Source organism: Variovorax sp. F042 (genome assembly GCF_057814215.1).
On the sequence record NZ_JBVASX010000007.1, the window covers coordinates 213,433 to 239,968 of the forward strand.

The window sequence follows — 26,536 nt, forward strand, 5'->3', positions numbered from 1 at the left end:
CCGCCATGCATGCCGCAGAATGCGGCCATGCCTCCCCCCAGTCCATGCCTCACCTGACACTTTCCAGGAAGATCTTCCTGGCGCTGGCCGCCCTGTTGATCGTGCTGTTGATCAGCTTCGCGGGCCTGTCGATCATCGCGCTGCAACGCGGCCTGGGCTCCTACGTGGCCGAGATCGAGATCCGGCGCATGGACTGGCTCACCGATCTTCTGCTGAAGCACTACGTCGCCAACGGCGACTGGAAGAGCCTGCGCGACAACGACGACGCCTGGCGCCGCCTGCAGATGGGCCGGATGGCTGCCCTGCTCGACAGCACCAGCAACGGCAGCAACGCCGGCGACGAGCGGCGGCTGCCGCCCTGGTACGACTACCGCGCCATGCGCGGCGGCAATCCTTCCGCCCCTCCACAGCACGACAACGGTGCCGACGGCAGCCCGCCGCCGTCGGAGACGACGCTGTCGTCGCCACAGCTCGACCTGATGCCGCGCCGGCTGCCGACCATGCCGCCGCCGTGGTTCTTTCGCGATCCACGGGAATCGCCCGACTCCATCTTCCAGCGGCTGGCCGTGCTCGACGCGCACGGCGCGCGCGTGGTGGGCGCCGACGTCGACCTGGCGAACGCCGCGCGCACGCCGATCCGGCGCGACCGCACGGTCGTCGGCTATCTGGCGCTCACGCCGCTGCAGGGCCTCGAAAGCGAGGCCGACCGCGCCTTCGTGGCGCGGCAGTCGGGCGTGATCGTGCTCACGGGCCTGTGCGGCCTAGGCTTCGCACTGGTGCTGTCGTGGCTGCTGGCACGCCGCTGGTTCAAGCCCATCGACGAACTCACGCAGGCCGCGCAAGACCTGGCGCGCGGCCGGCTCTCCACCCGCGTCGCGGTGCAGGGCTCGGACGAGCTTGCGCTGCTCGGGCGCACCTTCAACGACATGGCACAGCGCCTGGACACGGTCGAGGCCTCGCGCCGCGCCTGGCTGGCCGATGCGGCGCACGAGCTGCGCACGCCACTGGCCGCCATGCGCGCAGAAATCGAGGCGCTGCAGGACGGCGTACGCACTTTCGACGAACGCACCGCGCTGCGGCTGCACCGGCAGGTGATACGGCTCGGCCAGCTGGTCGACGACCTGCGCAGCAGCATGCGCGAGCCGCAGAGCGACCTGCTCACGGCCACGGTGTTTCCGCTGTCGCTGCTGAAAGAAGCGCTCGACCACACGCGCGACCGCTTCGCCGCGCGTGGCATCACGGTGGACCGGCGCGCCATCGACCTCATCGGCGCCGCCGCGCAGCCGACCATCGACGGCGACGCGCACCGGCTGCACCAGGTCTTCATGAACCTGCTGGAGAACACGCTGGCCTACACCGACCAGGGTGGCCAACTGCGCATCGACGTCACGGTCGAGGGCGCATGGACCGGCAACTGCCTCACCCTGCTGTTCGACGACAGCGCGCCGGGCGTGCCCGAGGCCGAGCTGCCGCGCCTGTTCGACCGCCTGTTCCGCGGCGAAGCCTCGCGCAGCCGCGAACACGGTGGCTCCGGGCTCGGCCTTTCGATCTGCCGCGCGACCATCGAGACGCACGGCGGCACCATCGATGCGTCAGCCTCGCCCCTGGGCGGGCTGCGCGTGACCATCACCCTTCCACTGGGGACATCCTCATGACACGCATCGTCATCGTCGAAGACGAAACCGACATCGCCTCGGTGGTGCAGGACTACCTGCGCCACGCGGGCTACGAAACCGAGCACTTCACCGACGGGCAAAGCGCGCTGGAAAGCATCGTCGCCGCACCACCCGACCTCACACTGCTCGACATCATGCTGCCGCGGCTCGATGGCATCGAGGTGCTGCGCCGCGCGCGCGAGCACACGGCGCACCCGATCATCATGCTGACCGCGCGCATCGAGGAAGTCGACCGGCTGCTGGGCCTGGAGCTGGGCGCCGACGACTACGTGTGCAAGCCTTTCTCGCCGCGCGAGCTGGTGGCGCGCGTGCGCGCCGTGCTGCGTCGCACCGCACCGGGGCTGGCGCAGGGCTCGGCCTCGCAGAGCGACGCGCCGGGGCTGGTGCTCGACGACGTGCACTGGCGCGCCTCGCTCGAAGGCACGCCGCTGAACCTCACACGGCGCGAGTTCGGGCTGCTGCAGGTGCTGTCGCGGCACCCGGGGCGCATCTTCTCGCGCTCCCGCCTGCTCGAACTGGCCTACGACGACACGGTGGACGTGACCGAACGCGCCATCGACAGCCACGTGAAGAACCTGCGCCGCAAGCTCGGCTCGGTCACGCCCGAGCACGACTGGATACGGTCGGTGTACGGCGTCGGCTTTGCGTGGGAAGTACCGGGCTAGCCGGTGGCTATCGGCTGGCGAGAAGAGTCTTGAGCTCGCCGCTGTCGATGAGCTTCTGCAGATCCGTGGCGCCGCCGACCAGCATGCCCTTGACGAACACCATCGGAAAGGTCGGCCACCCGGTCCACATCTTGAGCGCGTTGCGGTCGCGCCATCGGCTCAGGTAGCTGCCGTACCCGAGGTACTTGTACGGCTGCCCGATCCGGTCGAGGGCCTGGCGCGCTTTCTTCGGGAACGGATTGATGCCCATGCCGACCACGACCACGTCGTGCTCGGCAACTGCCGCCATGACTTCGCGCACGAAAGTCTGGCGGCTGTCGGCCAGCCTTGCGCGGATGGCGGGGTGGATGCGGGCTTCTTCGAGAACGGGGCGGGGCATGGGGAGCTTTCAGTGGTTCGTGTGAATGTAAGGGCCCGGGGGCGGCGCTTCCTGACTGCCAGCCAGCCAGTAATCCATCGTTGCAATGGCAAGCTTCTTGCTCGACGCCCCTGTGACTTGCTCATCCCCAGGGATCGCATATCGGCATCCGCCGTCGTCGAAACGACGAGATCGAGTGTTCTTTCGACGATCTGGTCTCTACCTTCGGTCTCCTGTCGTACCTACGATCACATCCACCGAAGACTGTCATCGCTTCAAGTCGAAGCCGATGCCTTGTTTTTTCCTTCCCCCCGAGCCCTGAAAACGGAGTATTCATCATGAAGCGTCGCGATTTTGTTGCTGGTTCAATGTTGGCGGCGGGTGCCGCTCCGTGGGCGACCGCGTTGGCGCAGGCGAGCGAATCGACATGGGAGCGCGTAACGCGCACCAAGGTCATGCGCGTCGGCGCGGTCGATGGCGGACTGCCCTATTACAAGAAGGACATGGTGAGCGGGGAGTGGCTCGGCTGCATGGCCGATTTCTATCGCGGCCTGGCCAAGAGCCTGGACGCAAAGCTCGACATCACGCCCACCAGCTGGGGCAATTCCGTGCTCGAGTTGCAATCGCAAAAGATCGACATCTTCTTCGGCCTGAACCCGACGCCCGCGCGCCTGCAGGTGATCGACTTCACTGACCCGGTTTTGAACATCGCCTTTGCCGCGGTCTGCAAGAAGGGCTATGCGCCCAAGACCTGGGCAGAGCTCGACCAGCCCACGATCCGCGTCGTGGTCGACAAGGGCTCTTCGCACGACACGCTCGCCACGCGCCTGCTCAAGAACGCGGAGATCACCCGGCTGGACAGCGCCGTCGATGCAACGCTTGCGCTGCAGGTCGGGCGCGCCGACGCGCAGATCCTCGTCCTGCCGCTGGCCCTGAGCCTGGCCAGCAAGAATCCCGCGGTGGGCCAGGTGGTCATCCTGACGCCCGAAGAAGTCGCAACCTCCAATGGCGGCGTTCGCAAGGAAGCCGACACGCGCTGGCTCAAGCACGTCAACGGATGGCTCGCCAGCGAACGCGCAAGCGGAAACATCCGCAAGACCTTCATCTCGAACCTCAAGTCCGTCGGGGGCGTCAGCGAAGACAAGATCCCGCCGCAAATCAAGGTCTGACGATCACTCCCGGGCACCATCATCATGAAGATCCAGAACATCGAAGTTCATCTGCTCGAATCGCCCATCAAGATGAAGCGGTCGCAGGGCGTGGGGAGCATCCAGGCCTCCATCAAGCGCGTGGTGGTCCGCGTGCGAACCGACCAGGGCATCGATGGCATCGGCGAGGGGCAGGCTTGGGAGGTGTTCTCGGGCACCAACGAGAACCTGTTCCATGGCATTGCGCAATACCTGCGCCCCGTGCTCCTGGGCACAGACCCGCGCGACATTCCGCAGCGCATGGCCGATTGCGACCGGGCGCTGGTCGGCAGCCCCGAAGCCAAGGCCGCGGTGGAGATGGCCCTGTTCGACCTGTGCGGCAAGGCGGCCAACCTGCCGCTGTATTCGCTGATCGGCGGCAAGGTGCGCGACAGGATTCCCTTTTCTTTCTCCATCGCCAATCCCGACATCGACGCCGACATCGAGCTCGCCAAGCAGATGCTCGGCGCCGGGCATCGCATCTTCAAGGTGAAGACGGGCTTTGCCTCGCATGCGGAAGACATGCGCCGGCTCTCGCTGCTGAGGGAGCACCTGGGCTTCGAGTTCGATTTGCGCATCGACTACAACCAGGGCCTGCAGCCCTACAACGCGCTGCAGCAGTTGCGTGACGTCGAGCAGTTCAAGCCCACCTTCATCGAACAACCGGTGCCGCGCGATGCCATCGCGGCCATGGCGCAGATTGCAGCGGCACTCGACACACCCATCATGGCCGACGAAAGCGTGTTCTCCCCGGCCGAGGCCTTGCGCACGGTGCAGGAGCGCGCCGCCGACATCATCAGCATCAAGCTCATGAAGGCCGGCGGCATCGGCAAGGCCATGAAGGTGAACGCAATCGCCGAGGCGGCGGGTCTCCCCTGCTATGGCGGTACGCTGTGGGAGGGAGGCGTTGCACTGGCAGCGGCGTCGCACTTCATTGCGGCAAGTGCCAACGTCTCTCTGGGCTGCGAGTTCTACATGCCGAAGTATGTTTTCCAGGAAGACATCCTGGTCCGCATGACGCCAGCGGAAGCGGGGCACGTGCATGTGCCGAGCGGCCCGGGCATCGGTGTCGACATCGACTGGAAGATCGTCGAGAAGCAACGCATCGCGTTCTCGGCCTGAAGCGCCGGCCGTGGCATGAACACCGTCATCGTGACCGGCGCGGGCTCGGGTATTGGCGCCGCAACCTGCCGGCTCCTTTCAGCGCAAGGCATCGACCTTGTGATCCACACAGGCAGCAACCGCGCGGCGGCCGAAGCGGTGGCGCAGCAATGCGGCGCGGTGCGAAGCACCGTCGTGGTTGGGGATGTAGGCACGCCGGAGACGATCGACACCCTGCTGGATGCCGCGCAAGCCCAGGGCGGCCTGCGCGGCGTGGTGGCCAACGCCGGCTTTGCCGACCGGCGCTCGCTCGCGGAACTGGACGACGACAGCGTCGAGCGTTCTCTGCACGTCATGGTCGTTTCGCTGGCACATCTCCTGCGCAGAAGCCTGCCTCTGCTGGAGGCGAGCGGGCAGGGCCGCTTCGTTGCGGTGAGTTCATTCGTCGCGCACCGCTTCCGGCTGGGCAGCTCTACATTTCCCGCGACGGCGGCTGCCAAAGCCGGCGTGGAAGCTCTGGTGAAAGCCGCGGCCGCCGAAATGGCGCCGCGCGGCGTGACCGTCAATGCAGTGGCGCCGGGCTATGTCCGGAAAGACAGTGCGAAGGCAGGCGCGCTCAACGAGCAGCAATGGAAGGCGGCCCTGACGCAGGTGCCCATGGGCAGGCTCGCAACCCCCGACGACATCGCGGCCCCGATTGCCTTCCTGCTGAGTCCGGCGGCAGCCTTCATCACAGGGCAGGTGATTCATGTGGACGGGGGAATGACGCTGTAAAGGCTAGAGCCGGGTCCCGAGGCGCGGATCTGCGTCGCGGTCTTCGCCCAGGTCTTCTCCAGCATCCGCGACAGGTACGAGCCCGACTCCCACCCCACCTGCAGGGCGATGGACAGCACCGACTCCCGCGTGTGCGCCAATAAGTAGGCCGCGCGCTCCAGGCGCCGGCGCTGCAGGTAGGCCAGTGGCGACACGCCGTACTTCGCGCGGAAGATGCGCTCCACCTGGCGGCGCGAGAGGCGATGCTGCTGGGCAAAGGCTTCCAGCGCCAATGGCTCTGCCAGGTCGCTTTCGATGGCTTCGGCCAGCAGTTCGGCCACCAGCAGGGCCGATGACGGATCGCCACCAGACAGCGGGTTGCCGCTGAGCCGCGCCGCCTCCATGACGAGCGCGCCGCACAGCGCGTAGTTTTCACCGGTGCCGGTCTTCGCGGATTCGAACATCCGCTGCGACAGCGCGCGCAGCGCGGTGCTGCCCGCGCGCATGCCCTGCGGCGGCCCCGAGACACCCTGCGCCTGCAACGCGGTCGCCCACAGCGCGGGATCGACATAGACCGCGATGTGCGTCTGCCCTGCGGTGAGCGTGGTCGTCGAATGCGCGCTCCCCGCCGCAAACCACACGAAGTGTCCGGGACCGAGGCGCTGCGCCTCGCCCTGCGCATCGCCGACGCTGAAGCGTCCCGCGAGGGGCACGAACAGCATGTCGCAATCGTGCACGTGGGTGTCGGTGGCATAGCGGTCGCGGGTGTTCGCGACCATGGTGGCGTGGTGCGACAGCCGCTCGACGAACAGCGACTGGCGAGGCGTCGAGGGCGCGTTGTTCAGGTGCATGGCCACTCCTTGTCGCATTTGGATTCGTGCATGTCGCAATCGGTCGCGCGCATTTGTGCACGCTCAACAGAATCGGGAAACACCACTCCCGCAAGCAAGAAGCATGACCTCAAAACCTCTGCGCCGCGCGCTCCTCGGTCTGGCAGCCGCCGGGCTTCTGTACGGCCCTGCAGCCTCCTGGGCAGCCCCAGACTATCCGGGCAAGCCGGTCACGATCATCGTACCCTTCCCCGCCGGCGGCGGCACGGACGTGATCTTCCGCTCGGTGCAGCAGCGGCTGCAGGCCGCGCTCGGCGTGTCGGTGATCATCGACAACCGCTCCGGCGCGGGCGGCACCGTGGGCACGGGCTTCGGCGCAAAGGCGAATCCCGACGGCTACACGCTGGTGGCCGCCACTACGTCGACCATCGCATCGGCCGACGCGGTGTACCCCAAGCTGCCCTACGACCCGATCAAGGACCTGGTGCCGGTCGGCACCATCGGCACCACGCCCTTCGTGCTGGTGGTGACGCCTTCGCTGGCGGCGCGCGACCTGAAGGGCTTCATCGATTACGCCAAGGCGCATCCCCAGGCGCTCAACTACGGAAGCATCGGCAACGGCAGCCTGAGCCATCTGACAGGTGAACTTTTCAAGCAGCGCACCGGCATCGAGATGACGCACGTGCCCTACCGCGGCGCAGCGCCCGCGCAGGCCGACCTGATGGCAGGGCAGATCCAGGCGCTGTTCGACAACCCGCCCGCGCTGCTGGCGCAGGTGCGCGGCAGCCGCATGCGGGCGCTGGCGATCAGCGAGCCCTCGGCCGGCTTCGACGGCGTGCCCACTTTCGAGCAGGCCGGCATCAAGGACTTCAAGCCTCAGCTCTGGTACGGCCTGATGGCTCCGGCAGCCACGCCGCAGCCGGTGATGCAGCGCCTGCGCGCCGCACTCGACACAGCAATGAACGACCCGGCCCTGCGCGCCGACATGCTCGCCAAGGGCGTGACGCCGTGGAACGTGCAGCCCGACGCGTTCCAGGCGCAGATCCGCGGCGACATCAAGCTCTGGGGCGGCATCGCGCGCTCGGTGAACGCGAGGGCCGATTGACGATGGCCAGCGTTCACAACATCCGCGTCTTCGTGGGGCCCGACCCGAAGGTCGGCGGCAACCCCGCGCCGGTCTGGCTCGATGCCGACGACCTCTCCAGCGCGCAGATGCAGGAATACACGCGGCGCAGCGGGCATGAATCGGTTTTCGTGCTGAAGCCCGCGACGCCCGCTCATGCCCTGCGCATGCGCTACTTCGTACCGAACCACGAAATGGAAATGTGCGGCCACGCCACGGTCGGCGCGCTGTGGCTCTTGCACCAGCGCGATGAATGGAACGGCGCACCGGTCGCCATCGAGACCCTGAGCGGCACCGTGACGGGACGGCGTGTCGATGGCACGGTGCAGATCAGCCAGCCGCGCGCGGTGGTGCAGGAGGTGACGAAGCAAGCACTGGTCGAAGAGATCGCGCAATGCCTGGGCATCGACGCATCGCAGATCGCGGGGCCGGTGCTCAATGCCGCCACCAGCCGCGTGAAGACACTGGTGCGGCTGGCGGACACGGCGCAGCTGCACGGCTTGCACGTGGATTTCTCGCGCGTCGAATCGCTGTGCGAGCGGCTCGGGTCGACGGGGCTGTATCCCTACGCGATGTCACCAGACGCAGCCGACACGGTCAGCGCGCGGCAGTTTCCGAAATCCTCGGGCTATCCGGAAGATGCGGCTACGGGCATCGCCGCAGCCGCGCTCGCGTGGGGCCTGCGCCATCTGGACCTGGTCGGCCGCGGCGCGCTGTCGGTGACGGTGCGCCAGGGCGAGGCCATGGGGTCGCCCTCTGCCATCCACGTCGGACTGCCTTCGGAGGCGATGGCGCAGGAAGGCTGCTGGGTGGGCGGCGACGCCGCAGCGGACCGCCCCTGAAGCAGCACGGCTGGTCCTGCCTTACTGGTACGCCGCCAGCTCCTGCTTGGCAATCGCGTTGCGGTGCACCTCGTCGGGACCGTCGGCCACGCGCAGGTGGCGCTCGTAGGCGTAGAAATGTGTGAGCAGCGTGTCCTGGCTCAGGCCCATGGCGCCGAAGGCCTGCATCGCCCAGTCGATCACCTTCACGCAGTTGTTGGGCGTGAGCACCTTGATCATCGCGATCTCCTTTGCGGCGACTTTGTTGCCCACGGTGTCCATGCGGTAGGCCGCGTTGAGCACCATCCAGCGCGACTGCTCGATGAGCATGCGCGACTCGGCAATGCGCTCGCGCCACACGCCCTGCTCCGACAGCGGCTTGTGGAACGCGACGCGTGACACGAGGCGCTGGCACATCATTTCCAGCGCGGCCTCGGCCATGCCGATGGCACGCATGCAGTGATGGATGCGCCCCGGCCCGAGGCGGCCCTGTGCAATCTCGAAGCCGCGGCCTTCGCCGAGCAGGATGTTCTCGACCGGCACGCGCACGTTGTCGAACACGATCTCGGGGTGGCCGAACGGCGGGTCGTAGACGCCGAGCAGTGCCATGTCGCGCACGATGGTCACGCCGGGCGTGTTCTTCGGCACGAGGATCATCGACTGCTGCTTGTGGCGATCTGCGTTGTCGGGGTCGGTCTTGCCCATCAGCACGAAGATTTCGCAGCGCTCGTTCATCGCGCCGGTGATGTACCACTTACGCCCGTTGATGACGTACTCATTGCCTTCGCGGCGGATGCTGCAGCGGATGTTGGTGGCGTCGCTCGACGCCACCTCGGGCTCGGTCATCGCGAAGGACGAGCGGATCTCGCCGGCCAGCAGCGGTGTGAGCCAGCGCTCCTGCTGGGCCTTGGTGCCGTAGCGCGCCAGCACTTCCATGTTGCCGGTGTCGGGCGCAGAGCAGTTGAAGATTTCGGAACTCCAATAGCGCCGGCCCATGATCTCGCACAGCGGGGCGTATTCGACATTGCTGAGGCCCGGGCCGTGCTCCGACTCCGGCAGGAACAGGTTCCACAGCCCGCGTTCGCGCGCCTTGGCCTTGAGGCCGGCCATCATCGGCAGCTCGGCGTAGGGGCGGCCTGCGCGGGCGTTGGCGGCCAGTTCTTCTTCATGGCGCTTTTCGTTCGGGTAGACGAACTCGTCCATGAACTTGAGCAGTTCCTCGCGCAGCGCGATCACCCTGGGTGTGAATTCGAAATGCATGGTGCGTCCTTCAGCAACAGTCGATGTGCCTTGAAGGTACGTCGCACACCGCATTCCGGACGGTCTTCCGAGCGACAGCCGGGGCCCCTGCTGTCGCCTTCGCAGCAGCCACCGGCGCGACAATGCGTGCATGACAGCCAGCACTCCGGATGCCACGCCACAACCCGCTTCGCCGCCGCGCCCCGTGCGCTCGGCGGCCACCCTCATCGTTCTGCGCGACGCAAGCCACGGCCTCGAAGTGCTGATGCTGCGGCGGGCCGAGAAGGCCAACGATCAGAACAGCGGCGCCAGCGTGTTTCCGGGCGGCGTGATCGATGCGCACGACCGCGGCCTGCACGTGCACTGCGACGGCATGGACGACAGGGCCGCGAGCGAACGCCTCGCGGTGCCTGATGGCGGGCTCGACTACTACGCCGCCGCGATCCGAGAGTGCTTCGAGGAAGCCGGCGTGCTGTTCGCTACCGATGGCGGCACCGAACGGCTGGTGTCGCTGGACAGCCTGCCGCCCGACCAGCTCGCCGCCATGCGCCACGCGGCGGAGCAAGGCACCGATGCGCTGCTCTCGCTGTGCGAGCGGCACGGCTGGCGGCTCGCGGCCGACCGGCTCGCTTATTTCGCTTACTGGCTCACGCCGCCAGGCATGCCGCGCCGCTTCGACACGCGCTTCTTCATCGCGCCGATGCCCGAGGCGCAGCGCGTGCAGCCCGATGGCCGCGAGACGGTCGAGCACATGTGGCTGCGCCCCGCCGAGGCCGTGGACCCGGTGCGCGAGCTCAAGCTGATGAACGTGACGCGCCGCATCCTCGAGCAGCTCGCGCAGTTCACAAGCACGGCCGAGCTCATGGACCATGCGCGCGGCCTGCAGCACATTCCGCGCGTCATGCCCCGGCTGGCGGACGGGCCCGCGGGACGACGGCCGGTGAACATGGACGAGCCGGCATACGAAGAAGTGGCGCATCTCGACCCGGACGGCAAGGGCGGTGGCCGCTATGCGCACGAAGCCGGGCTGGTGGCGCGGCTGTCGGCGCGGGTTCTGCGGGTTACGGGCGAAGCATCGGGCGAACTGGCGCACAGCTACTTCGTGGGAGCTGAGGGCGGCGATTGCGCGTTGATCGATGCGTTGCCCGCTAGCCCCGGGCACATCGCGGCCCTCGTTGCAGCGGCACCCGGGCGCGTGCGATGGATCCTGTCTACGCAGGCGTTATCGGAAGAAGCCATGGGCGCCTTCGACAGCCTGCGCGATATCTGGCCCGATGCCTCCGCTGTGTCGCCCGCGCCGGGCGAACTGATCGACCTGGGCGGCGCCACGCTGCGCGTGCTGCCGGGTACGGACGGGGCGCAATCCCGTCAGTTCCTGCAAGTCGAGGACGAGATGCTGCTCACAGGGGTTGCCCCCGCAGCCGACAACGCCCGAGCCCGGTGGATCGCCCCGCGCCACGGCTTCCTGCGCAGCCGGCCTGCGCCCTAGCCACAAGGCGCCACACGGCCGTGGCATGCATCGTGCAAGATCAGCCCATGCTTCCCCTGTCCCCCGACGCGCTGCGCCAGCGGCTGCGGTCTTTCGCTTCCCGCGCGCAACCCGTTCGCATTCTTCTCACTCTCGGCAGCCTCATGGCGGCCTGCGCCTGGACCGGCCATCCTGATGCGGTGATTCCCCTGTTCCTCGGCGCCATCGCCAGCGCGCTCGCCGAGACCGACGACAGCTGGCGCGGCCGGCTGCGCGCGCAGGTGGTCACGCTGGGCTGCTTCGCGGCCATCGCGTTCGCGGTCGAGGCGGCGTTCGGCCTGCCGCTGCTGTTCATCACCGGGCTTGCGCTCGCGGCCTTCTGCCTCACGATGCTCGGGGCGGTGGGGGCGCGCTACAAGGCGATTGCCTATGCGACGCTGATCCTCGCGATGTACGCCACGCTTGGCATCGAGAACATGGGCGCGCACGGCGTGACGCACCGCGGGCGCGAACCGCTGCTGCTGCTGGCGGGCGCTGCGTGGTACGGCGTGTTCTCGGTGCTGTGGTGCGCGGCCTTTCCGGCGCAGCCGGTGCAGGCGCGGCTCGTGACGCTGTTCGCGGTGCTGGGCAATTTCGTGCGCTTCAAGGCATCGCTGTTCGAGCCGCTGCGCGGCATCGACATCGAACGCAAGCGGCTCGCACTGGCGCAGCTCAATGCCGAAGTGGTGGCGGAGCTCAACGCGGCGAAGGAAAGCATCTTCCTGCGCATCGGCGCGCGCGCGCCGACCGGGCGCCTTTCGCGTTACCGCGGGCTCTACCTGATCGCGCAGGACGTACACGAGCGCGCCAGTTCCTCGCACGACGACTACAACGCGCTGGCCGACGCCTTCTTCCACAGCGATCTGCTCTACCGCTGCCAGCGCCTGCTGGGCCTGCAGGGCCTGGCCTGCCAGCGGCTGGCCGATTCGATCGCTCGGCGCGAGCCCTTCGAGGTGGGAACGGAGACGGTGCAGGCGCTGGCCGACCTGCGCAGCGCCATCGAGCATGAGCGCGCGCGGGCCGATACGCCCGGGCGGCTGGCGCTGCTGGCGTCCGTCGAGGCGCTGGCGCGCAACCTCGCGCTGCTCGACGGGCAGCTCGCCGGGGCCAGCCAGCCGTCGGCACGCGCGGGCCGTACGGAGATGGGCCTGTTCGATCGCTCGCCGCGCTCGTGGCGCGACGCGGTCGAGCGCGTGCGGCGGCAGCTCACCACGCGCTCGCCGCTGTTTCGCCATGCGCTGCGGCTGTCGGTGGCGCTGGTGGTGGGCTATGGCGTGATGCACGCCATTCACCCGGCGCAGGGCTACTGGATCTTGCTGACCACGCTGTTCGTCTGCCAGCAGACCTATGGCGACACCATTTCGCGCATGGGGCAGCGCATTGCCGGCACCGCGCTCGGCGTGGTGGCCGGATGGGCCCTGCTGCAGCTGTTTCCGCAGCCGCTGGTGCAGTCGGTGATCGCGGTGGTGGCGGGCGTGCTGTTCTTCGCGACGCGCACCACGCGCTACCTGCTGGCCACCGCCTCGATGACGCTGCTGGTGCTGATGTGTTTCAACCAGGTCGGCGACAGCGGCGTGCTGCTGGTGCCGCGGCTGGTCGACACCGCCATCGGCAGCGCGATCGCCGGGCTGGCCGTGCTGCTGGTGCTGCCGCACTGGCAGGCGCGGCGCATCAACGAACTGGCGGCCGCCGCCATGCGCGGCCATGCCGGCTACCTGCGGCAGATCGTCGGGCAGTACCGCACCGGCGCGCGCGACCACCTCGACTACCGGCTGGCGCGGCGCAACGACCACAACGCGGATGCAGCGCTGTCCACGGCCGTGTCGGACATGTTCCGCGAGCCGGGCTACGTGCGTCCGCGCGCGGGGGTGGCGCTGCGCTTCCTGATCCGGTCGCACACGCTGCTGAGTTACCTCTCGGCCCTGGGCGCCCACCGTGCGGCGCTGCCAGACTCGGCGCAGATGGCGGTGCTGCGCACGGCGGCCGAAGGTGCGATCGCAGCGCTGGAAGGGCTGGCGGCCGGGCTGGAAAAGGGCGTGATCGAGGCGCCGGGCGATGCAGTTGCGGAATCAACCGCGCGCGCCGCACTGACGCAGGCCGTTGCCGCCAGCGGCGAGAACGGGGACGGCGGCGACCCGCAGGCGCGAACTTTTCATACCGAACTCGGTCTGATCTGGCTGCAGATAGACGCGTTGCGCACCCATGCACGCGAATGGCTGCAGTCCGAAGGCAGCGAAACCACGACCGCGCCAGCCTGAGCGAACATCCATGCGATCCGGTCGGTTGAAAGCACCCGCCGTGAACACCCCACGGCGCGGCAGGTAAGATTACCCCTACATGTCCCGCTGGTTTGTCGCCACTGTCCTGTCCATCATGCTGTCCTGCTACGGCTTTGCCGTGCTTGCCCACAGCGTGATCGGTGGCGGCCATTCGCACGGCGAACAGCAGGAGTCCGCGCTGGTTGTCAGTGCTGACTTCTCCGATGCAGCAACGCCGGCAAGCGATGCCGACAAGGCGTCGGACGATTCCCTTTCCGTCGACGAAGCCGGCTCCGAGCATGCCGAACTGGTCGACGCACGCAACGGCGCCCCCGCGCTGCTGCGCTTTACGGAACAGCCGCCGAAGCTCGGCCTGACCACCTCCGTCGCGCCGTTCCTCGCTCGACCCAAGCGGCCACCCCGCGCCGCTGCCTTCGTCGCCTAGGCCCCTCAAGGCCTTGCGCGACCGGGAGCCGCCATGGCTCCCGCCCTTTCGATCCGGGCTCCCGCCATCCGGCGGCACCCGCATCGCAGCAACGACATCTCTCATTTCCGGCCCTGTGCCCCTTGCGCGCCATTGCGTGCAGCCGGCACCGGTCCAGCTTCAAGGAATCAACACAATGAACAACAGTCCCTCCACCTATCACGACGGCTTCGACCTCCCGCTCGCCTCGCCGCAGGAACGCAACCGCGTGCTGCGCAACACCTACTGGCTGCTCGCGCTGTCGATGGTGCCCACCGTTCTGGGCGCCTGGATCGGCGTTTCCACCGGCTTCTCGCGCGCCATGTCGCCGGGCATCGGCCTGATGGTGTTCCTCGGCGGCGCCTTCGGCTTCATGTACGCCATCGAGAAAACCAAGGAATCGGCCGCCGGCGTGCCGGTGCTGCTGGCCTTCACCTTCTTCATGGGCCTGATGCTCTCGCGCCTGGTGGGCTCCGTGCTCGGCCTGGCCAACGGAGCTAGTCTGGTGATGACGGCGTTCGCCGGCACCGGCGCGATCTTCTTCGGCATGGCCACGCTGTCGTCGGTCATCAAGCGCGACCTGTCGGCCATGGGCAAGTGGCTCTTCATCGGCGCCATCCTGCTGCTGGTGGCTGGCATCGCCAACTTCTTCATCCAGTCGAGCGCGCTGATGATGACGCTGTCGGTCGCGGCCATCGGCATCTTCTCGGCCTTCATCCTGCACGACCTCAAGCGCGTGAAGGACGGCCTGGAGACCAACTACATCTCCGCCACGCTGGGTGTGTATCTCAGCATCTACAACGTCTTCCAGTCGCTGCTGGCCCTGCTGGGCATCGCGGGCGGCCGGGACGAGTAATTCCCCACGAAGGAAGGAAAGGAACATCCCATGCGTCTCACCACCAAGGGCCGCTTCGCGGTCACCGCGATGATCGACATCGCCCTGCACGGCCGGTCGGGCCCCGTCACGCTGGCCTCGATCAGCCTGCGCCAGCGCGTGTCGCTGTCGTACCTGGAGCTGCTGTTCGGCAAGCTGCGGCGCGCCAGCCTGGTCGAATCGACCCGCGGCCCCGGCGGCGGCTATTCGCTCAGCCGCAAGGCGGCGGAGATTTCGGTGGCCGACATCGTTCTCTCGATCGAGGAACACGATGCCGAATCCACCCGCCGGCGCGACGCCGACGCCCCGGGCGAGACCGGCCGCTGCGAAATCGACGAACTCTGGGCCACCGTGAACCTGCGGGCGGTCGAGTTCCTCAAGTCGATCTCGCTGCAAAGCCTGGTCGACGAACAAAAGGCCAAGGGCGTGCAAGCCGCAGTACGGACCGAAACCCGGCGTACGCCGACCGGTCAGCCGGCCACGCGCAAGCCTTTTGTGGTCGACGCGCCGAACTCGGTGTTCGCACTGGGACGGCGTCAGCAGAGCGCCAGCTAGCCTCAGCCGGTCAACGCCATCACGGACCATGCGGTCGCCCGGCGCGGCCGCACGCGACGACGTCCTGACTCAGCGCTCTTCGGTGGCGGGCGAGCGCCTCGGCACGCCGGGCAGGGTCCATCCGAACGTCATGCCCGCCGCGGCTATCAGGATGGCCGCGGCGCCCACCACCTGCAATGCGCCCAGCCGCTGGCCGAAGGCAACGTAGTCGACGCCGATGGCCACCAGCGGATAGATGAACGACAGCGCGCCGGCCACGGGCGTCGACAGCTTCTGCAGCGCCCCGTACAGCAGCACGAAAACCAGGCCCGTGTAGACCACGCCCATGGCCAAATGCACGCCCCACGTGGCCGCATCGGTGGGCAGCGTCTTCAGATGCGCGAACGGCGCGAGCATCACGATGCCCACGCAGACCTGGATCAGCGCGATGAGATGCGGGGCGATGCCGTCGAGCTTCTTCGCAATGATCGCGGCCACCGCGTAGCAGAAGGCCGCGCCCAGTGCCATCAGCACGCCGACGAAATAGGCCGAACCGTCGGCCCCGCCACCAGGCTTGGCCTGCGCCACCAGCACCACGCCGGCGAACGCGATGCACAGCCACACGGCCTTCATCGCGGTCAGCCGCTCCGACAGCAGCAGCGCGCCGAGCGCGACCAGCATGAAGGGCTGCGTGTTGTAGACCGCCGTGGCAATCGAGATCGACGCGCGCGAGAAGGAAGCGAAGATCAGCACCCAGTTGACGACCAGCGCCACGCCGCCCAACGCGGCCAGCGTAAAGCTGCGCAACGTCAGGCCGCGCCGCAGCAGGCCCAGAGCGAGGCACACGATGAGCAGCGTGGCCGCGCCGAACACGCAGCGCCAGAACAGCAGGTCGGGCAGCGGCTGTCCGGATCGCACGACGAACCATCCGATGGTTCCGGAAATCACCATGGCCGCGCTCATTTCCAGCGCACCGCGAAGCTGTGTCTGCATGTCTGTCTCGAATGGCAGAAAGGAAGGAACAAGCGTGCCACGTCCGGCGCGGATTGGATATGCTTTGAATAAGGCAATTACCGCTGATGACCTTTCAAAACAAGCCATCGCGGCCCATTCACCGGAGATCGGCAACATGCTCGACGCAATCGACGAAACCATCGTGCAGGCATTGGCCGGCAACGCGCGGATGTCCCTGAAAGAACTGGCCCACCACGTGGGGCTGTCGTCTCCCAGCGTGTCGGAGCGGCTGCGACGACTTGAAGAGCGCGACGTGATCCGCGGCTACACGCTGGACGTGAACCCGAAGGCGCTGGGCTACCAGTTCCAGGCCATCGTGCGCATCCGCCCATTGCCGGGGCAACTGCAGGCAGTACAGAAGCTGATCGAGGCCACGCCCGAGTTCTGCGAGTGCGACAAGGTCACAGGCGAAGACTGCTTCGTCGCGCGGCTGTTCCTGCAATCGCTCGAACAGCTCGACGGCATTCTCGACCGCATCGCGAGCAAGGCCGAGACCAACACCTCCATCGTGAAGGCGCAGACGATCCGCAGGCGGCTGCCGCCCTTTCCGGCTCAGTGAAGGTCAGGGCCAGAACTGCTTCAGTATTTCCGGCAGCATGCTCGCGACAAAATCGTTCGTGCACGCGCTGCCGGCCTGCTCGCCGAACTTCTCGTCCAGCGCAAGATGCGCAAAGCCGTGCACGACAGACCAGGCGCCGAGCGCGGCGGCCTGCATCGCGCGGTTCGGCGGCTTCTTGCTGCTCCAGCCGTTGTAGTCGCGCACTGCCTGCTCCAGTTCGGCGAATGCCGCATCGCCGGCCGCCTGCAGCCGGAGGTCTTGCGTCAGCCGGTCCTTGCGGAACATGAGCTGAAAGCGCGCCGGGTAGGCCAGCGCGAATCGCACATAACCCATGCCCTGCCCACGCAAGCGACGCGCGGGGTCGGTACCACCCGTTTCCGTGCCGGCACGCAGGCAGCGTGTGAGTTCCTCGAAGCCCAGGATCGCCACCTCGGTCAACAACCCGGCTGCGCTGCCGAAATGATGCATGGGCGCGGCCGCCGACACGCCGGCGCGCCGCGCCGCCTCGCGCAGGGTGAAGCCCTCGATGCCGCGCTCGGCGAGCAGGGCTTCGGTAGCTCCGATCAGCGCCGCGTGCAGATCGCCGTGGTGATAGGGCGCGGGGGCTTCCTCTGTTTTCTTTGCCGCCATGGCTGGTTGCTGCTTTCGGTCTTCAAAGGGGCGACTCTACCTTTTAAAGAATCTGCTGGCGTTTTTATCTAAACAGTGTAAAGATTATGCCATGCCAATCCCGGCATGCCTTTTTTGAACGCGAGGCTCTTCCATGTTCGACTCACTTTTCAGCGCAGGCAGCACCGTCGCCCTTCCTGCCTGGGCCGCGCTCGGCGCAGCCCCGTGGCTCGGGCGTGCCAAGCCGGTGATATGGGCAACGACGGGCATCGTCATTCCCGTTGGCCTGGGACTGGCGTACTGGTGGCTGATGGCGACGTACTGGTCCGCGGCCGGTGGCGGCTACAGCTCGCTGTCGGCGGTGCATGCGCTGTTCCAGCATCCGGGCCTGCTCACCGCCGGATGGTTCCATTACCTCGCCTTCGACCTGTTCGTGGGCACGTGGATCGCACGCGAGGGAGAGCGCGCGGGCATCGCGCCGGTGCTGCTCATTCCTTGCTTCGCTCTCACCTTCCTGTTCGGGCCAGTCGGCCTATTGGCCTTCCTGGCGCTGCGGGTCGCGCCCGCATGCATGGCGCTGGCGCGCGAAGTGCATCGGCGGCAACCGCAGCTGGCCTGGTTCGGCGGCCTGCTGCTCGCGGTGATGGTGCCTGCCCTCGTGGCTGCATGGCTCGATCCGCGCACGCTGAACGGCGTAGGCGTATGGGTCAAGCCGCTGAAGTTCATGGCTTCGGTCAGCCTGTATGCATTGACCACTGCATGGCTGCTCGGCGACCTGCCGCGCGAGCGACGCGGCAGCCGCATCGAACGTGCCATCGTCGCGGTGGTGATCGCCACGGGCGTCTTCGAGGTCGGCTACATCACGCTGCAAGGTGCCCTCGGGCAGGCCTCGCATTTCAATGAAGACTCGACCTTCCACATCGTCATGTACAGCCTGATGGGTGTGGGTGCGCTGTCGCTCAACGCCACGGCATTGCCGCTCGCGTGGCTGTTCGCGCGCCACGGCGACGCGCTGGCGGCGCCTTACCGGCTGGCCGTGGTGCTGGGGCTGGTCCTGACCTTCGTCGCCGGAGCGGGCGCGGGCATCGCGATCAGCCAGCACGGCGGATCGACCATCGGCGCCATCGCTGGCGGTGCAACGCTCCCCCTGTTCGGCTGGTCAGCCACCGGCGGCGATCTGCGCGTGCCGCACTTCCTCGGCGTGCACGCACAACAGTTGCTGCCGCTGGCGGGCGCGCTCATCAGCGTGTCGCTCATGCCATGGGGCCGTGCGGCAGTCTGGCTCCTGACGGGCCTTTACGCGGCGCTGATTCTGCGGATGTTCAGCCTAGCCTATGCGGGCGTGCCGCTGATTGCGCTCGGCGTTCAGGCCGCGGCATAGCGGTAGATCAGGAAGGCGCCAGAACACAGCACGGCGAGCGCCACCACCCTGAGAAACTGCTCACGCGACAGCCGCAGCGTGATGCGCCGCCCGACCGCCGTGCCCACGAGCATGGCCGGGAACAACAGCGCTGCCAGCCACAGGATCGACGTCTGCGCGTACACGCCGGCCAGCAGGAAAAGCAGAGCTCGCGTGAGTGTGCTGAGCCCGATCAGCGTCGATTGGGTCACGCGGATCTGCTCCTTCGCCGCGATGCGCCCCGACAGGTAGATCGCGTAGATGAAGCCGCCGCTGCCGAACATTGCAGAGAAGATGCCGCCCAGGAAGCCGAAGGGCACGGCCGCGCGCGGCGACAGCCTGGAAACAGGCTTGATGCCGCTGAGCGAATACAGCGCATAGGCCACCGCGAAGATGCCCAGCGCCAGCAGCATCACCTGCGGCCGCCCGAGCAGCAGCAACGCCGCGCCGACAAGGCTGCCCAGCGCCATCACCGGCACCAGCCGCCGCAGCTCGCTGGTGTCAGCCGAACGCGCGTCGCGGCTCACGTTGACCACGGCCGCGAAGAAATCGAGCAGCGCCAGCAAGGGCACGACGCTGGCCACCGGAATGAAGTTGGCCAGCACCGGCCCCGCGATCAACGCAGTGCCGAAGCCCGCAATGCCGAAGATGACGTAGGCGGCAACGACACCCGCGCAGACAACGGCGAACTGATGGGGCGTGACCGGCAAGGCGCCGAAGAAGGAATCCATGCCCGCGAATCTAGAGGCTTCGTGCCTTGCGCGCCAATGCCGAATGGGGCGCCCTTCGATCTCGAAATCAGCTGGCTCCGCCGCGCGGTGCCTGCATGGCGGCACACAGCGAACCGACCAGGTCTTGCGCAAGCCGCGTGGCATCGTCGGCGCGCCACAGCACCAGCACGGCGGTGCTGGCATCGTCGCCGTCCAGCGCAAGCAGCTTCACGCCCTCGGGCGCCATGCGTCCCATCGACTCGGGCACGATCCCGATACCGAAGCCCGCCTGCACCAGCGCCAGCTGCGACCATTTGCGCGAACGCACCTGCGCGCTGGTCGGGTGGTAGCCCTGCGCACGGCATAGCTCGGCCACGCGATGGCTCAGGCCGCCGCGTTCGAGATGCGGTGTCGCAACGAAGGGCTCGTGGCGCAGTTCGGCGATGGCCACGTGCTCGCGGCCCGCCAGGGCATGCGCGGCCGGCACGGCAACCACCAGCGGTTCCGAGAAGAGCGGCGCCTGTCGCACGCCTGGGTAGCGGCGCAGCACCGGTTCGCGCGCCAAGCCGACGTCGGCATTGCCTTGCTCGATGTCCTGCGCCTGATGTTCCGATGCGCGCTGCGACACCTCGATGGAAACGCCTGGATGGCGCTGCGCATGGTCCTTCAGGCATTCGAGCAAGCCATGCGTCAGGGGCACCGAGCTCGAATGCAGCAACTGCACAGTGCCCTCGATGCCGCGCTGCGCATGTCGCGCGCCCACGGCCGCGCTCTCGAGGGCGGCAAGGATGCGCCGCGCATCGCCGTACAGCGAACGGCCCGCAGGCGTCATCTCCAGATGCCGCGCGTCGCGCTCCAGCAGCGGCACCTGCAGATGGCGCTCCATCTCCTTGACCTGCCGGCTCAGGGCCGACTGCGCAATGAAGAGGCGCTCGGCTGCGAGGCTGAAGCTGCCCGCGTCGACGATGTCGACGAAATAACGGAGCTGTTTGTGGGTGAGCATGGGAACGTCCTGCTGGCCAGTGCCGCGGCCTGTACGCCGATTCTGCAGTGGTGGGTTCTGTCCTGTTTTTGCGTAGATGCGCACGGTTGCGCGGCGGTTCGCCGTCCCAGAATGAAGCTGCCGTGCGAGGTACGGCGTGCGCCTTTCCTGGCGCTTCTTCGCGTTTCTTCATAAAACCAAGGAGACCCTCATGATCACTTCCCGTCGCGGCCTGCTGGCCGGTTCCGCCGCCATGGCCACGGGCGCCATTGCCGGCTGTGCATTGCCCGCAGGCGCCAGCCGCACGCAGGCAACGCCTTTCGATGTCGCCGCATCGACCATCCCGATCGTGGGCAGCGAGCAGGTCTATCCGGTGCGCCGCATCTACTGCATCGGCCGCAACTACGAGGCCCATGCGCGCGAGATGGGCTCGGACCCGAGCCGCGAGCCGCCCTTCTTCTTCCAGAAGCCGGCCGATGCGATCCAGGTCGTGACGCCCGGCGTGGTGGCCGACCATCCCTATCCCACACTTACGAAGAACTACCACTACGAGGTTGAACTGGTGGTGGCGCTGGCCAAGGGCGGACGCAACATTCCGGCGAGCTCGGCGCTCGACTACGTGTACGGCTATTCGCTCGGTCTCGACATGACGCGCCGCGACCTGCAGCGCGAGATGGGCGACCAGAAGAAGCCATGGGAAATCGGCAAGAGCTTCGATCATTCGGCGCCCATCGGACCGATCCACCCAGTGGCGAAGGTCGGGCACTTTACCGACGGCGCGATCTGGCTCAAGGTGAACGGGCAGACGAAGCAGAGCGCCACGCTCAAGCACATGATCTGGTCGGTGGCCGAGCAGATCAGCCGGCTGTCGCAGGCCTTCGAGCTGAAGCCGGGCGACATCATCTACTCGGGCACGCCGGAGAACGTCGGGCCCGTGGTGCGCGGCGACCTGATCGAGATCCACATCGACCGGCTGCCAGAGCTGTCGGTGCGGATCGTCTGAGAGCGCGGAGGCCGACGCACCATTTTTCCTACCAGATTGGTGCCGATCATCGGGGCTCCTGCATCTCCAGAGCCATCATGTCCCAGCCTCCGCAAGCCACCTACATCGACGACCTGCACGCCCCGCAGGTGTTCGCGGACGAAGTCTCGGGATACTGGGTCAACGCGGGCTGCGTGCACATCACCTTCGATGCCAGCCGCGTCGACCATAGCTCCGACCGGTGCCCGGTCCATCGGGCCGCCGTGCTGCGCGTGACGCTGCCGATACCCATTGCGCAGGTGCTCGCGGTCAGCCTCTATGACTTCCTGAAGCAGCGCGGGCTGGCGCCGGCGCCTGGCAACGGGCACTGACGAGGACAAGCAGCACCCGGCGGCGGGTGGCCTCCAAGATTTCTCCGAGATTCAACTTTAAAATGAGAAGCATTCTTATTTGCGAAGTGAGTCAACGTTGAATCCTGGACGCCAGAACACCGCCGGCACCGTCACGGTCCCCTCCCCGACCTCATTCAGGCGCAGCGCATTCGGCCCGCCCGCGCGCGCCACGCTGTTGGTGCTGTGGGCGGCCGCCCAGATCGGCCGCGCGCATGCACAGGAGGCGCAAAACAAAGAAAACTCCTCGCTGCCGACCGTCACAGTCACAGCCGAATCGCAGGACGACTCGCAGCAGCACCTCGGCGCCAAGGTGAGCAGCGGCGCGCTCGGTGCGCGCTCGCAGCTTGAAACGCCCTTCTCCACCACCGTCGTGACCAGCGAGGACATGGCCGAGCGCCAGGTGTCGAAGCTGGGTGACGTGTTCGCGCTCGACGCGTCGGTGTCCGACAACAGCGGCGCCTACAGCAGCTGGGCCAGCTACATCACGGTGCGCGGCCTGCCGCTGGACTGGCAGAACGCCTACCGCATCAACGGCCAGCCCTTCCTGAGCTACGCCATCACCATGCCCTACGAGCACTTCGAGCAGATCGAGCTGCTCAAGGGTTCGTCGGGCTTCATGTACGGCTTCGGCTCGCCGGGCGGCATCGTCAACTACGTGACGAAGAAGCCGACCGACACGCCGGTGCGCAGCATCGAGGTCGGCTACAAGACCGCCGGCATCTGGAGCGAGCACGTCGACCTGGGCGGGCGCTTCGGCACCGACGACCGCTTCGGCTACCGGCTCAACGCCACGCACGAGGAAGGCAAGACCTACAACGACGGCAACATCCGCCGCGACTCGGTGTCGCTCGGGCTCGACGCGAAGCTCACCGACAAGCTCACCTGGACCTTCGACTCGCTCTACCAGAAGCGCACCTCCACCGGCCAGACGCCATCGATCTACCTGGGCAGCTATACGGGCACGAGCCTGCCGTCCACGATCAGCGCCAACAACGCAAGCCTGGTGGGCCCTGGCCAGCACCTTGCCACCGACTTCAGGCTCTATTCGACCGGCCTGCAATACCAGCTATCGCCCGACTGGACGCTCAGCACCAGCTACAGCCACAGCAGCGCCACGCGAAGCCGCAACGAAGGAATCTCCTACCTGCAGGACGCCAGCGGCAGCTACGACGACTACCGCTCCGACAGCGAAGAAGGCCACCGCTTCAACCAGTGGCAGGCCATGGCCACGGGCAAGCTGCGCACCGGCGACTTCGAGCACCAGGTGACGCTGGGCGCGTCGTGGCAGAAGCAGGTCAACTACTACAGCAGCAACGCTGTCTACCAGCTGGTGGGCACCGGCAGCATCTTCGGACAGAACATCAACAGCTACAACAGCGTGACGAACCTCACGCCCTACCGCAACAGCGACATCACGCAGCGCGCCGTGTTCGCGAGCGACACGATGAAGCTGTCCGAGAAGTGGTCAGTGCTGGCCGGCCTGCGCAGCACCACCTACGAACAGGTCGGCTACGACACCACCGGCCTGCAGAACTCCACCTACCGCAAGAGCGGCGTGATCACGCCCACGCTGGCGCTGATGTACAAGCCCGCGCCCGACACCACGCTGTACACCAGCTATGTCGAATCGCTGGAGCCCGGCAGCACGGTGAGCAACCTCTACGCCAACGACGGCGCGCTGCTCAACCCGCTGAAGAGCCGCCAGTACGAACTGGGCGTGAAAACCGAACGTGAACGCTGGAGCGCCACGGCCGCGCTGTTCCGCATCGAGCGCGGCGCCGAATACGCCAACAGCTCCAACGTGCTGGTGCAGGACGGCCAGTCGATCTACCAGGGCCTGGAGCTCGGCGCTTCCACGCGGCTGGGCTCGCAGTGGCAGATCGGCGGCAACCTGATGCTGCTCGACAGCTCCTACGAGCGCGGCAGCAGCTACGTCGGTAACCGCGTGGCGGGTGCGCCGAAGCTGGTGGCAACGGCGCAGGTGTCGTACGCAGTGGCTCAGGTGCCGGGCCTCAAGCTGTCGGCCGACATGAAGTACACGGGCAACACCATGCTGAACGCGGCGAACCAGCTGACCGTGCCTGGCTACACCATCGCCAACATCGGCGCGAGCTACACGACGCGCATCGGCGGGCGCAACACGACCTTCCGCGCGGCCATCAACAACGTGGCGAACCGGAAGTACTGGGAATACCAGTACGACAACTACATCAAGCCCGGCGACCCGCGCACCTTCAGCCTGAGCGCCAAGCTCGACTTCTAGGCCTTCTCGCAGTCTCTGCTTCCTTGGCCGGCCGCCGTCTTCGACGGCGCGCCGGCTTTTGGATTTCTGCAGCGGCCGATGGCCATCGGGGGAGCCGTCATCCAATTTTTCTCCCCCTTTGAAGTTCACGATACGGGTCATGAACACCACCCCGCATCGCAACCCGCACGGCGCATCGCACGCGCTGCGCTTCACCGGCCTGCCGGCGTTGGCGCATGCGGATCGCCACTCCCCGGGACTCACCATGCAAGCACGCTGGAGCAGAACACAGCCCGCCCTCGTCGCTGCGCCGCGGCTGAAGAAGTCCTTCTGGCTGTCGCTTCTCGCGGGCCTGCTGGCCTTCGGCGCGCTGGCGTTCGGCGTCCTCGTGGCCGCGAGCGACACCGGCTGCGCAGCGCGTGAAGCCGGCGCTTCGGGCAACTACAGCCAATCGACGCTCGCACCGATCACATCGGCCGGCGGCAGTTGCAAGCGCAAGCAGGAGCCCGGCCTCCTAGAGCATCCGAAGACGATGCTCTAGCACGCCCACTTGCGACAGCCCACTTCAGAAGAAAGCACATCCGTGTTCGATACCAAGCTGCCCGGTGGCGCCTCGCGGGTGTTCCGGCCACAGCCTTTCTTCAGTGCGCTTGTAGTGGAAAGCGATCCCGCCGTGGCGAGCCGCCTGAATAGCGTCCTGGGGGTCCTCGCGCCGGGACGGTGCGTGGTGCTAGTGCCCACGCGCGAAGAGGCCGATGCGATGCTGGACACGCTGTCCTTCGACCTGGTGTTCGTCGACATGCAGCTCTATCCGATCGGCGACGGCGCATCGCTGATCGCCGACGTGCGTGCGATGCAGCCACGCGCCCGGATCATTGCCCTGTCGGACACGGACGACCGGGATCTGGCCCTGTCCGCATTCGCCTCCGGGGCGACGGGCTACCTGCTGAGCGAGGCGGAAGACGCCGAGATCGCCTACGCGTTGCGCGCCCTGACGAGCGGCGGCGCCGTGCTGGACCCGCGAGTGGCGCGCCACGTGGTGGCCATGTTCGCCGAGACGCTGGCGGAGCCAATCCGCACCAGCGACTTCCACGCGGGCGGCGCCTTCCGCAAGCTCGAGCTCAGATCCCTGACCCCGGCGATTCCCGAGGGAACACGCCACGGTCTTCCAGGCTGACACCGACACGAAGGCGCTTCCTCTCGCGCGGCAGCTCGTGCTCGACGATGCAACGCCGGGCAAGGAGGAACGCCAGCCGCCGGGCATCCCAGGCCAGGAACATCGCCAGCAACGCGACGTCGCACACGGCCAGCGCGATCAGGGTGCGCCAGTCCCACAGCCAGTCGAACGAAGTCATGAGTCGGTAGAGGTGATGAATGCGAAGCCCCGAGATTGAGGTCTTCGCATTGCCTGCGAATTTCACCGTGTTACGGTGATCGCGGTTCAGGCTTCGCGGGTGCGCGTTACGGCGGGCACGAACATGTAGCCCTCGTTGCGCACGGTGCGGATCAGGTCGGCGCGCGTCTCGCCGGAGGCCAGCTTGCGGCGCAGGCGGCTGATCTGCACGTCGATGGCGCGGTCGTACGAATCGCTCTCGGCGCCGAGCGCGTACTGCACCAGCTGGTCGCGCGTCAGCACCCGCCGCGGGTGCTGCACCAGCGCGCGCAGCAGGCGGAACTCGCCGTCGGAGAGGTCCACCGGGCGGTCTTGCGGGTCATGCAGCAGCCGGGTTTCGAGGTCCATGCGCCAGCCTGCGAAGTACAGCACCTCGGGCTGCTGCGCTTCTTGCGCCGCAGGCGTGCCAGAAGGCGGCGGCACGGATTGTTGCGCCGGTAATCCGACAGCGGCCGCATGCGCAGTGCGCCGCAGCACGGTACGGATGCGCGCCAGCAGTTCGCGCGGATTGCAAGGCTTGGCCAGGTAGTCTTCCGCGCCGATCTCCAGGCCCACGATGCGGTCGATGTCCGTGCCCACGGCTGACAGCATGATGACGGGCGGCCCGCCGATGCGCTGCAGCTCGCGCAGCGCGCTCAGGCCGTCTTCGCCGGGCATCATCACGTCGAGCACGATCAGCGCGTAGTCGGCCTGCGCGAGCCGCTCGCGCATCTCCGCGGGATGGCCGGCCGCATCGACATGGAAGCCGTGCTTCTCCAGAAAGGACGCCACCAGGCTGCGGATGCCGGCGTCGTCGTCGACGATGAGGATTCGGGTAGACAGGTTCACGTTACGGCGGATCGGGTAGCGGATCATAGGCCGGGCG

Annotated in this window: 28 protein-coding genes; 19 read left to right on the forward strand and 9 right to left on the reverse strand. The window is 67.2% G+C overall.

The window, feature by feature from the left end:
* Positions 1-44 precede the first annotated feature (44 nt).
* Together ACZYSP_RS22370 and ACZYSP_RS22375 are read left to right on the forward strand one after the other, a co-directional pair.
* Positions 45-1,655, forward strand: coding sequence for an ATP-binding protein (locus ACZYSP_RS22370; protein WP_489016598.1), 1,611 nt, complete (start codon positions 45-47; stop codon positions 1,653-1,655).
* Positions 1,652-2,341 (forward strand): response regulator, encoded by a 690-nt coding sequence (locus ACZYSP_RS22375; RefSeq protein WP_093057410.1) that lies wholly within the window; start codon positions 1,652-1,654, stop codon positions 2,339-2,341. Before ACZYSP_RS22370 ends, ACZYSP_RS22375 begins: the two co-directional genes overlap by 4 nt.
* A 7-nt stretch (positions 2,342-2,348) precedes the next feature.
* Here the strand turns inward: ACZYSP_RS22375 and ACZYSP_RS22380 are convergent, their stop codons facing one another.
* Complete coding sequence (locus ACZYSP_RS22380) at positions 2,349-2,720, reverse strand: glutaredoxin domain-containing protein (protein ID WP_426390136.1); 372 nt, start codon at positions 2,718-2,720, stop codon at positions 2,349-2,351.
* Positions 2,721-3,037: 317 nt separating this feature from the next.
* Here ACZYSP_RS22380 and ACZYSP_RS22385 point away from each other — a divergent pair, with 317 nt between their 5' ends.
* From ACZYSP_RS22385 to ACZYSP_RS22395, 3 genes are read left to right on the forward strand one after another with little or no spacing between them, the layout of a single operon-like run.
* Positions 3,038-3,868 carry a transporter substrate-binding domain-containing protein gene (locus tag ACZYSP_RS22385; RefSeq protein WP_218149754.1) on the forward strand — a complete coding sequence of 277 codons (831 nt, stop codon included), beginning with the start codon at positions 3,038-3,040 and terminating at the stop codon, positions 3,866-3,868.
* A gap of 24 nt (positions 3,869-3,892) precedes the next feature.
* A complete protein-coding gene (locus ACZYSP_RS22390) occupies positions 3,893-5,008 on the forward strand; it encodes an enolase C-terminal domain-like protein (RefSeq protein WP_489016602.1) in 1,116 nt (371 codons plus the stop codon).
* Between the two features lie 15 nt (positions 5,009-5,023).
* Positions 5,024-5,761, forward strand: a complete 738-nt coding sequence (locus ACZYSP_RS22395; RefSeq protein ID WP_489016604.1) for an SDR family NAD(P)-dependent oxidoreductase — start codon at positions 5,024-5,026, stop codon at positions 5,759-5,761.
* Here ACZYSP_RS22395 and ACZYSP_RS22400 read toward each other — a convergent pair.
* Positions 5,734-6,591 carry an AraC family transcriptional regulator gene (locus ACZYSP_RS22400; RefSeq protein WP_489016606.1) on the reverse strand — a complete coding sequence of 286 codons (858 nt, stop codon included), beginning with the start codon at positions 6,589-6,591 and terminating at the stop codon, positions 5,734-5,736. The genes ACZYSP_RS22395 and ACZYSP_RS22400 overlap by 28 nt on opposite strands.
* Positions 6,592-6,694: 103 nt before the next feature.
* On the opposite strand from ACZYSP_RS22400, the gene ACZYSP_RS22405 reads away from it, so the two are divergent.
* Together ACZYSP_RS22405 and ACZYSP_RS22410 are read left to right on the forward strand one after the other, a co-directional pair.
* Complete coding sequence (locus ACZYSP_RS22405; RefSeq protein WP_489016608.1) at positions 6,695-7,675, forward strand: Bug family tripartite tricarboxylate transporter substrate binding protein; 981 nt, start codon at positions 6,695-6,697, stop codon at positions 7,673-7,675.
* Positions 7,676-7,677: 2 nt separating this feature from the next.
* The gene (locus ACZYSP_RS22410; RefSeq protein WP_489016610.1) at positions 7,678-8,535 is read left to right on the forward strand and encodes a PhzF family phenazine biosynthesis protein; all 858 of its coding nucleotides are present in this window, start codon (positions 7,678-7,680) and stop codon (positions 8,533-8,535) included.
* 21 nt (positions 8,536-8,556) lie between these two features.
* On the opposite strand, the gene ACZYSP_RS22415 is transcribed toward ACZYSP_RS22410, so the two are convergent.
* A complete protein-coding gene (locus tag ACZYSP_RS22415; protein ID WP_354339473.1) occupies positions 8,557-9,774 on the reverse strand; it encodes an acyl-CoA dehydrogenase family protein in 1,218 nt (405 codons plus the stop codon).
* A 130-nt stretch (positions 9,775-9,904) separates the two neighbouring features.
* On the opposite strand from ACZYSP_RS22415, the gene ACZYSP_RS22420 reads away from it, so the two are divergent.
* The 5 genes from ACZYSP_RS22420 (at position 9,905) to ACZYSP_RS22440 (ending at position 15,410) form a co-directional block, all read left to right on the forward strand.
* Positions 9,905-11,242, forward strand: coding sequence for an NUDIX hydrolase (locus tag ACZYSP_RS22420; protein WP_489016613.1), 1,338 nt, complete (start codon positions 9,905-9,907; stop codon positions 11,240-11,242).
* Positions 11,243-11,289: 47 nt separating this feature from the next.
* Entirely contained in the window at positions 11,290-13,518 is a 2,229-nt protein-coding gene (gene yccS, locus ACZYSP_RS22425; protein WP_489016615.1) for a YccS family putative transporter, read from the forward strand.
* 79 nt (positions 13,519-13,597) lie between these two features.
* Positions 13,598-13,963 carry a hypothetical protein gene (locus ACZYSP_RS22430; RefSeq protein WP_256331010.1) on the forward strand — a complete coding sequence of 122 codons (366 nt, stop codon included), beginning with the start codon at positions 13,598-13,600 and terminating at the stop codon, positions 13,961-13,963.
* A gap of 175 nt (positions 13,964-14,138) precedes the next feature.
* The gene (locus ACZYSP_RS22435; RefSeq protein WP_093057402.1) at positions 14,139-14,837 is read left to right on the forward strand and encodes a Bax inhibitor-1/YccA family protein; all 699 of its coding nucleotides are present in this window, start codon (positions 14,139-14,141) and stop codon (positions 14,835-14,837) included.
* Positions 14,838-14,867: 30 nt separating this feature from the next.
* Entirely contained in the window at positions 14,868-15,410 is a 543-nt protein-coding gene (locus tag ACZYSP_RS22440; protein ID WP_093057401.1) for an Rrf2 family transcriptional regulator, read from the forward strand.
* Positions 15,411-15,479: 69 nt separating this feature from the next.
* On the opposite strand, the gene ACZYSP_RS22445 is transcribed toward ACZYSP_RS22440, so the two are convergent.
* Complete coding sequence (locus tag ACZYSP_RS22445; RefSeq protein WP_489016618.1) at positions 15,480-16,382, reverse strand: DMT family transporter; 903 nt, start codon at positions 16,380-16,382, stop codon at positions 15,480-15,482.
* Positions 16,383-16,518: 136 nt separating this feature from the next.
* Here ACZYSP_RS22445 and ACZYSP_RS22450 point away from each other — a divergent pair, with 136 nt between their 5' ends.
* Positions 16,519-16,962 carry an Lrp/AsnC family transcriptional regulator gene (locus ACZYSP_RS22450; RefSeq protein WP_093057399.1) on the forward strand — a complete coding sequence of 148 codons (444 nt, stop codon included), beginning with the start codon at positions 16,519-16,521 and terminating at the stop codon, positions 16,960-16,962.
* 3 nt (positions 16,963-16,965) lie between these two features.
* Here the strand turns inward: ACZYSP_RS22450 and ACZYSP_RS22455 are convergent, their stop codons facing one another.
* Positions 16,966-17,592: a TetR/AcrR family transcriptional regulator gene (locus tag ACZYSP_RS22455; protein WP_489016621.1), complete on the reverse strand. Its 627-nt coding sequence runs from the start codon at positions 17,590-17,592 to the stop codon at positions 16,966-16,968.
* Positions 17,593-17,725: 133 nt separating this feature from the next.
* Between ACZYSP_RS22455 and ACZYSP_RS22460 the strand changes: the two genes are divergently transcribed.
* The gene (locus ACZYSP_RS22460) at positions 17,726-18,952 is read left to right on the forward strand and encodes an ABA4-like family protein (RefSeq protein ID WP_489016623.1); all 1,227 of its coding nucleotides are present in this window, start codon (positions 17,726-17,728) and stop codon (positions 18,950-18,952) included.
* Here ACZYSP_RS22460 and ACZYSP_RS22465 read toward each other — a convergent pair.
* Entirely contained in the window at positions 18,937-19,701 is a 765-nt protein-coding gene (locus ACZYSP_RS22465) for a sulfite exporter TauE/SafE family protein (RefSeq protein WP_489016625.1), read from the reverse strand. The genes ACZYSP_RS22460 and ACZYSP_RS22465 overlap by 16 nt on opposite strands.
* 67 nt (positions 19,702-19,768) lie before the next feature.
* Positions 19,769-20,683 carry a LysR family transcriptional regulator gene (locus tag ACZYSP_RS22470; RefSeq protein WP_489016627.1) on the reverse strand — a complete coding sequence of 305 codons (915 nt, stop codon included), beginning with the start codon at positions 20,681-20,683 and terminating at the stop codon, positions 19,769-19,771.
* Positions 20,684-20,873: 190 nt separating this feature from the next.
* Between ACZYSP_RS22470 and ACZYSP_RS22475 the strand changes: the two genes are divergently transcribed.
* The 5 genes from ACZYSP_RS22475 (at position 20,874) to ACZYSP_RS22495 (ending at position 25,455) form a co-directional block, all read left to right on the forward strand.
* The gene (locus ACZYSP_RS22475; RefSeq protein ID WP_093077540.1) at positions 20,874-21,665 is read left to right on the forward strand and encodes a fumarylacetoacetate hydrolase family protein; all 792 of its coding nucleotides are present in this window, start codon (positions 20,874-20,876) and stop codon (positions 21,663-21,665) included.
* A gap of 77 nt (positions 21,666-21,742) precedes the next feature.
* Complete coding sequence (locus ACZYSP_RS22480; RefSeq protein ID WP_093057387.1) at positions 21,743-22,015, forward strand: hypothetical protein; 273 nt, start codon at positions 21,743-21,745, stop codon at positions 22,013-22,015.
* Positions 22,016-22,112: 97 nt separating this feature from the next.
* Positions 22,113-24,299, forward strand: coding sequence for a TonB-dependent siderophore receptor (locus tag ACZYSP_RS22485; RefSeq protein WP_489016630.1), 2,187 nt, complete (start codon positions 22,113-22,115; stop codon positions 24,297-24,299).
* A gap of 139 nt (positions 24,300-24,438) precedes the next feature.
* Positions 24,439-24,819 (forward strand): hypothetical protein, encoded by a 381-nt coding sequence (locus ACZYSP_RS22490; RefSeq protein WP_489016632.1) that lies wholly within the window; start codon positions 24,439-24,441, stop codon positions 24,817-24,819.
* Positions 24,820-24,861: 42 nt separating this feature from the next.
* The gene (locus ACZYSP_RS22495) at positions 24,862-25,455 is read left to right on the forward strand and encodes a response regulator (RefSeq protein ID WP_489016634.1); all 594 of its coding nucleotides are present in this window, start codon (positions 24,862-24,864) and stop codon (positions 25,453-25,455) included.
* Here the strand turns inward: ACZYSP_RS22495 and ACZYSP_RS22500 are convergent.
* Positions 25,400-25,699, reverse strand: coding sequence for a hypothetical protein (locus ACZYSP_RS22500; protein WP_143047821.1), 300 nt, complete (start codon positions 25,697-25,699; stop codon positions 25,400-25,402). The genes ACZYSP_RS22495 and ACZYSP_RS22500 overlap by 56 nt on opposite strands.
* Positions 25,700-25,719: 20 nt before the next feature.
* Positions 25,720-26,526: a response regulator gene (locus tag ACZYSP_RS22505; protein ID WP_093057383.1), complete on the reverse strand. Its 807-nt coding sequence runs from the start codon at positions 26,524-26,526 to the stop codon at positions 25,720-25,722.
* Between the last annotated feature and the right edge of the window lie 10 nt (positions 26,527-26,536).

Coding starts and splice junctions, on each gene's coding strand:
- ACZYSP_RS22370 (WP_489016598.1), top strand. CDS start 45: ATGCCTCACCTGACACTTTCCAGGAAGATCTTCCTGGCGCTGGCCGCC.
- ACZYSP_RS22375 (WP_093057410.1), top strand. CDS start 1,652: ATGACACGCATCGTCATCGTCGAAGACGAAACCGACATCGCCTCGGTG.
- ACZYSP_RS22380 (WP_426390136.1), bottom strand. CDS start 2,720: ATGCCCCGCCCCGTTCTCGAAGAAGCCCGCATCCACCCCGCCATCCGC.
- ACZYSP_RS22385 (WP_218149754.1), top strand. CDS start 3,038: ATGAAGCGTCGCGATTTTGTTGCTGGTTCAATGTTGGCGGCGGGTGCC.
- ACZYSP_RS22390 (WP_489016602.1), top strand. CDS start 3,893: ATGAAGATCCAGAACATCGAAGTTCATCTGCTCGAATCGCCCATCAAG.
- ACZYSP_RS22395 (WP_489016604.1), top strand. CDS start 5,024: ATGAACACCGTCATCGTGACCGGCGCGGGCTCGGGTATTGGCGCCGCA.
- ACZYSP_RS22400 (WP_489016606.1), bottom strand. CDS start 6,591: ATGCACCTGAACAACGCGCCCTCGACGCCTCGCCAGTCGCTGTTCGTC.
- ACZYSP_RS22405 (WP_489016608.1), top strand. CDS start 6,695: ATGACCTCAAAACCTCTGCGCCGCGCGCTCCTCGGTCTGGCAGCCGCC.
- ACZYSP_RS22410 (WP_489016610.1), top strand. CDS start 7,678: ATGGCCAGCGTTCACAACATCCGCGTCTTCGTGGGGCCCGACCCGAAG.
- ACZYSP_RS22415 (WP_354339473.1), bottom strand. CDS start 9,774: ATGCATTTCGAATTCACACCCAGGGTGATCGCGCTGCGCGAGGAACTG.
- ACZYSP_RS22420 (WP_489016613.1), top strand. CDS start 9,905: ATGACAGCCAGCACTCCGGATGCCACGCCACAACCCGCTTCGCCGCCG.
- yccS (WP_489016615.1), top strand. CDS start 11,290: ATGCTTCCCCTGTCCCCCGACGCGCTGCGCCAGCGGCTGCGGTCTTTC.
- ACZYSP_RS22430 (WP_256331010.1), top strand. CDS start 13,598: ATGTCCCGCTGGTTTGTCGCCACTGTCCTGTCCATCATGCTGTCCTGC.
- ACZYSP_RS22435 (WP_093057402.1), top strand. CDS start 14,139: ATGAACAACAGTCCCTCCACCTATCACGACGGCTTCGACCTCCCGCTC.
- ACZYSP_RS22440 (WP_093057401.1), top strand. CDS start 14,868: ATGCGTCTCACCACCAAGGGCCGCTTCGCGGTCACCGCGATGATCGAC.
- ACZYSP_RS22445 (WP_489016618.1), bottom strand. CDS start 16,382: ATGCAGACACAGCTTCGCGGTGCGCTGGAAATGAGCGCGGCCATGGTG.
- ACZYSP_RS22450 (WP_093057399.1), top strand. CDS start 16,519: ATGCTCGACGCAATCGACGAAACCATCGTGCAGGCATTGGCCGGCAAC.
- ACZYSP_RS22455 (WP_489016621.1), bottom strand. CDS start 17,592: ATGGCGGCAAAGAAAACAGAGGAAGCCCCCGCGCCCTATCACCACGGC.
- ACZYSP_RS22460 (WP_489016623.1), top strand. CDS start 17,726: ATGTTCGACTCACTTTTCAGCGCAGGCAGCACCGTCGCCCTTCCTGCC.
- ACZYSP_RS22465 (WP_489016625.1), bottom strand. CDS start 19,701: ATGGATTCCTTCTTCGGCGCCTTGCCGGTCACGCCCCATCAGTTCGCC.
- ACZYSP_RS22470 (WP_489016627.1), bottom strand. CDS start 20,683: ATGCTCACCCACAAACAGCTCCGTTATTTCGTCGACATCGTCGACGCG.
- ACZYSP_RS22475 (WP_093077540.1), top strand. CDS start 20,874: ATGATCACTTCCCGTCGCGGCCTGCTGGCCGGTTCCGCCGCCATGGCC.
- ACZYSP_RS22480 (WP_093057387.1), top strand. CDS start 21,743: ATGTCCCAGCCTCCGCAAGCCACCTACATCGACGACCTGCACGCCCCG.
- ACZYSP_RS22490 (WP_489016632.1), top strand. CDS start 24,439: ATGAACACCACCCCGCATCGCAACCCGCACGGCGCATCGCACGCGCTG.
- ACZYSP_RS22505 (WP_093057383.1), bottom strand. CDS start 26,526: ATGATCCGCTACCCGATCCGCCGTAACGTGAACCTGTCTACCCGAATC.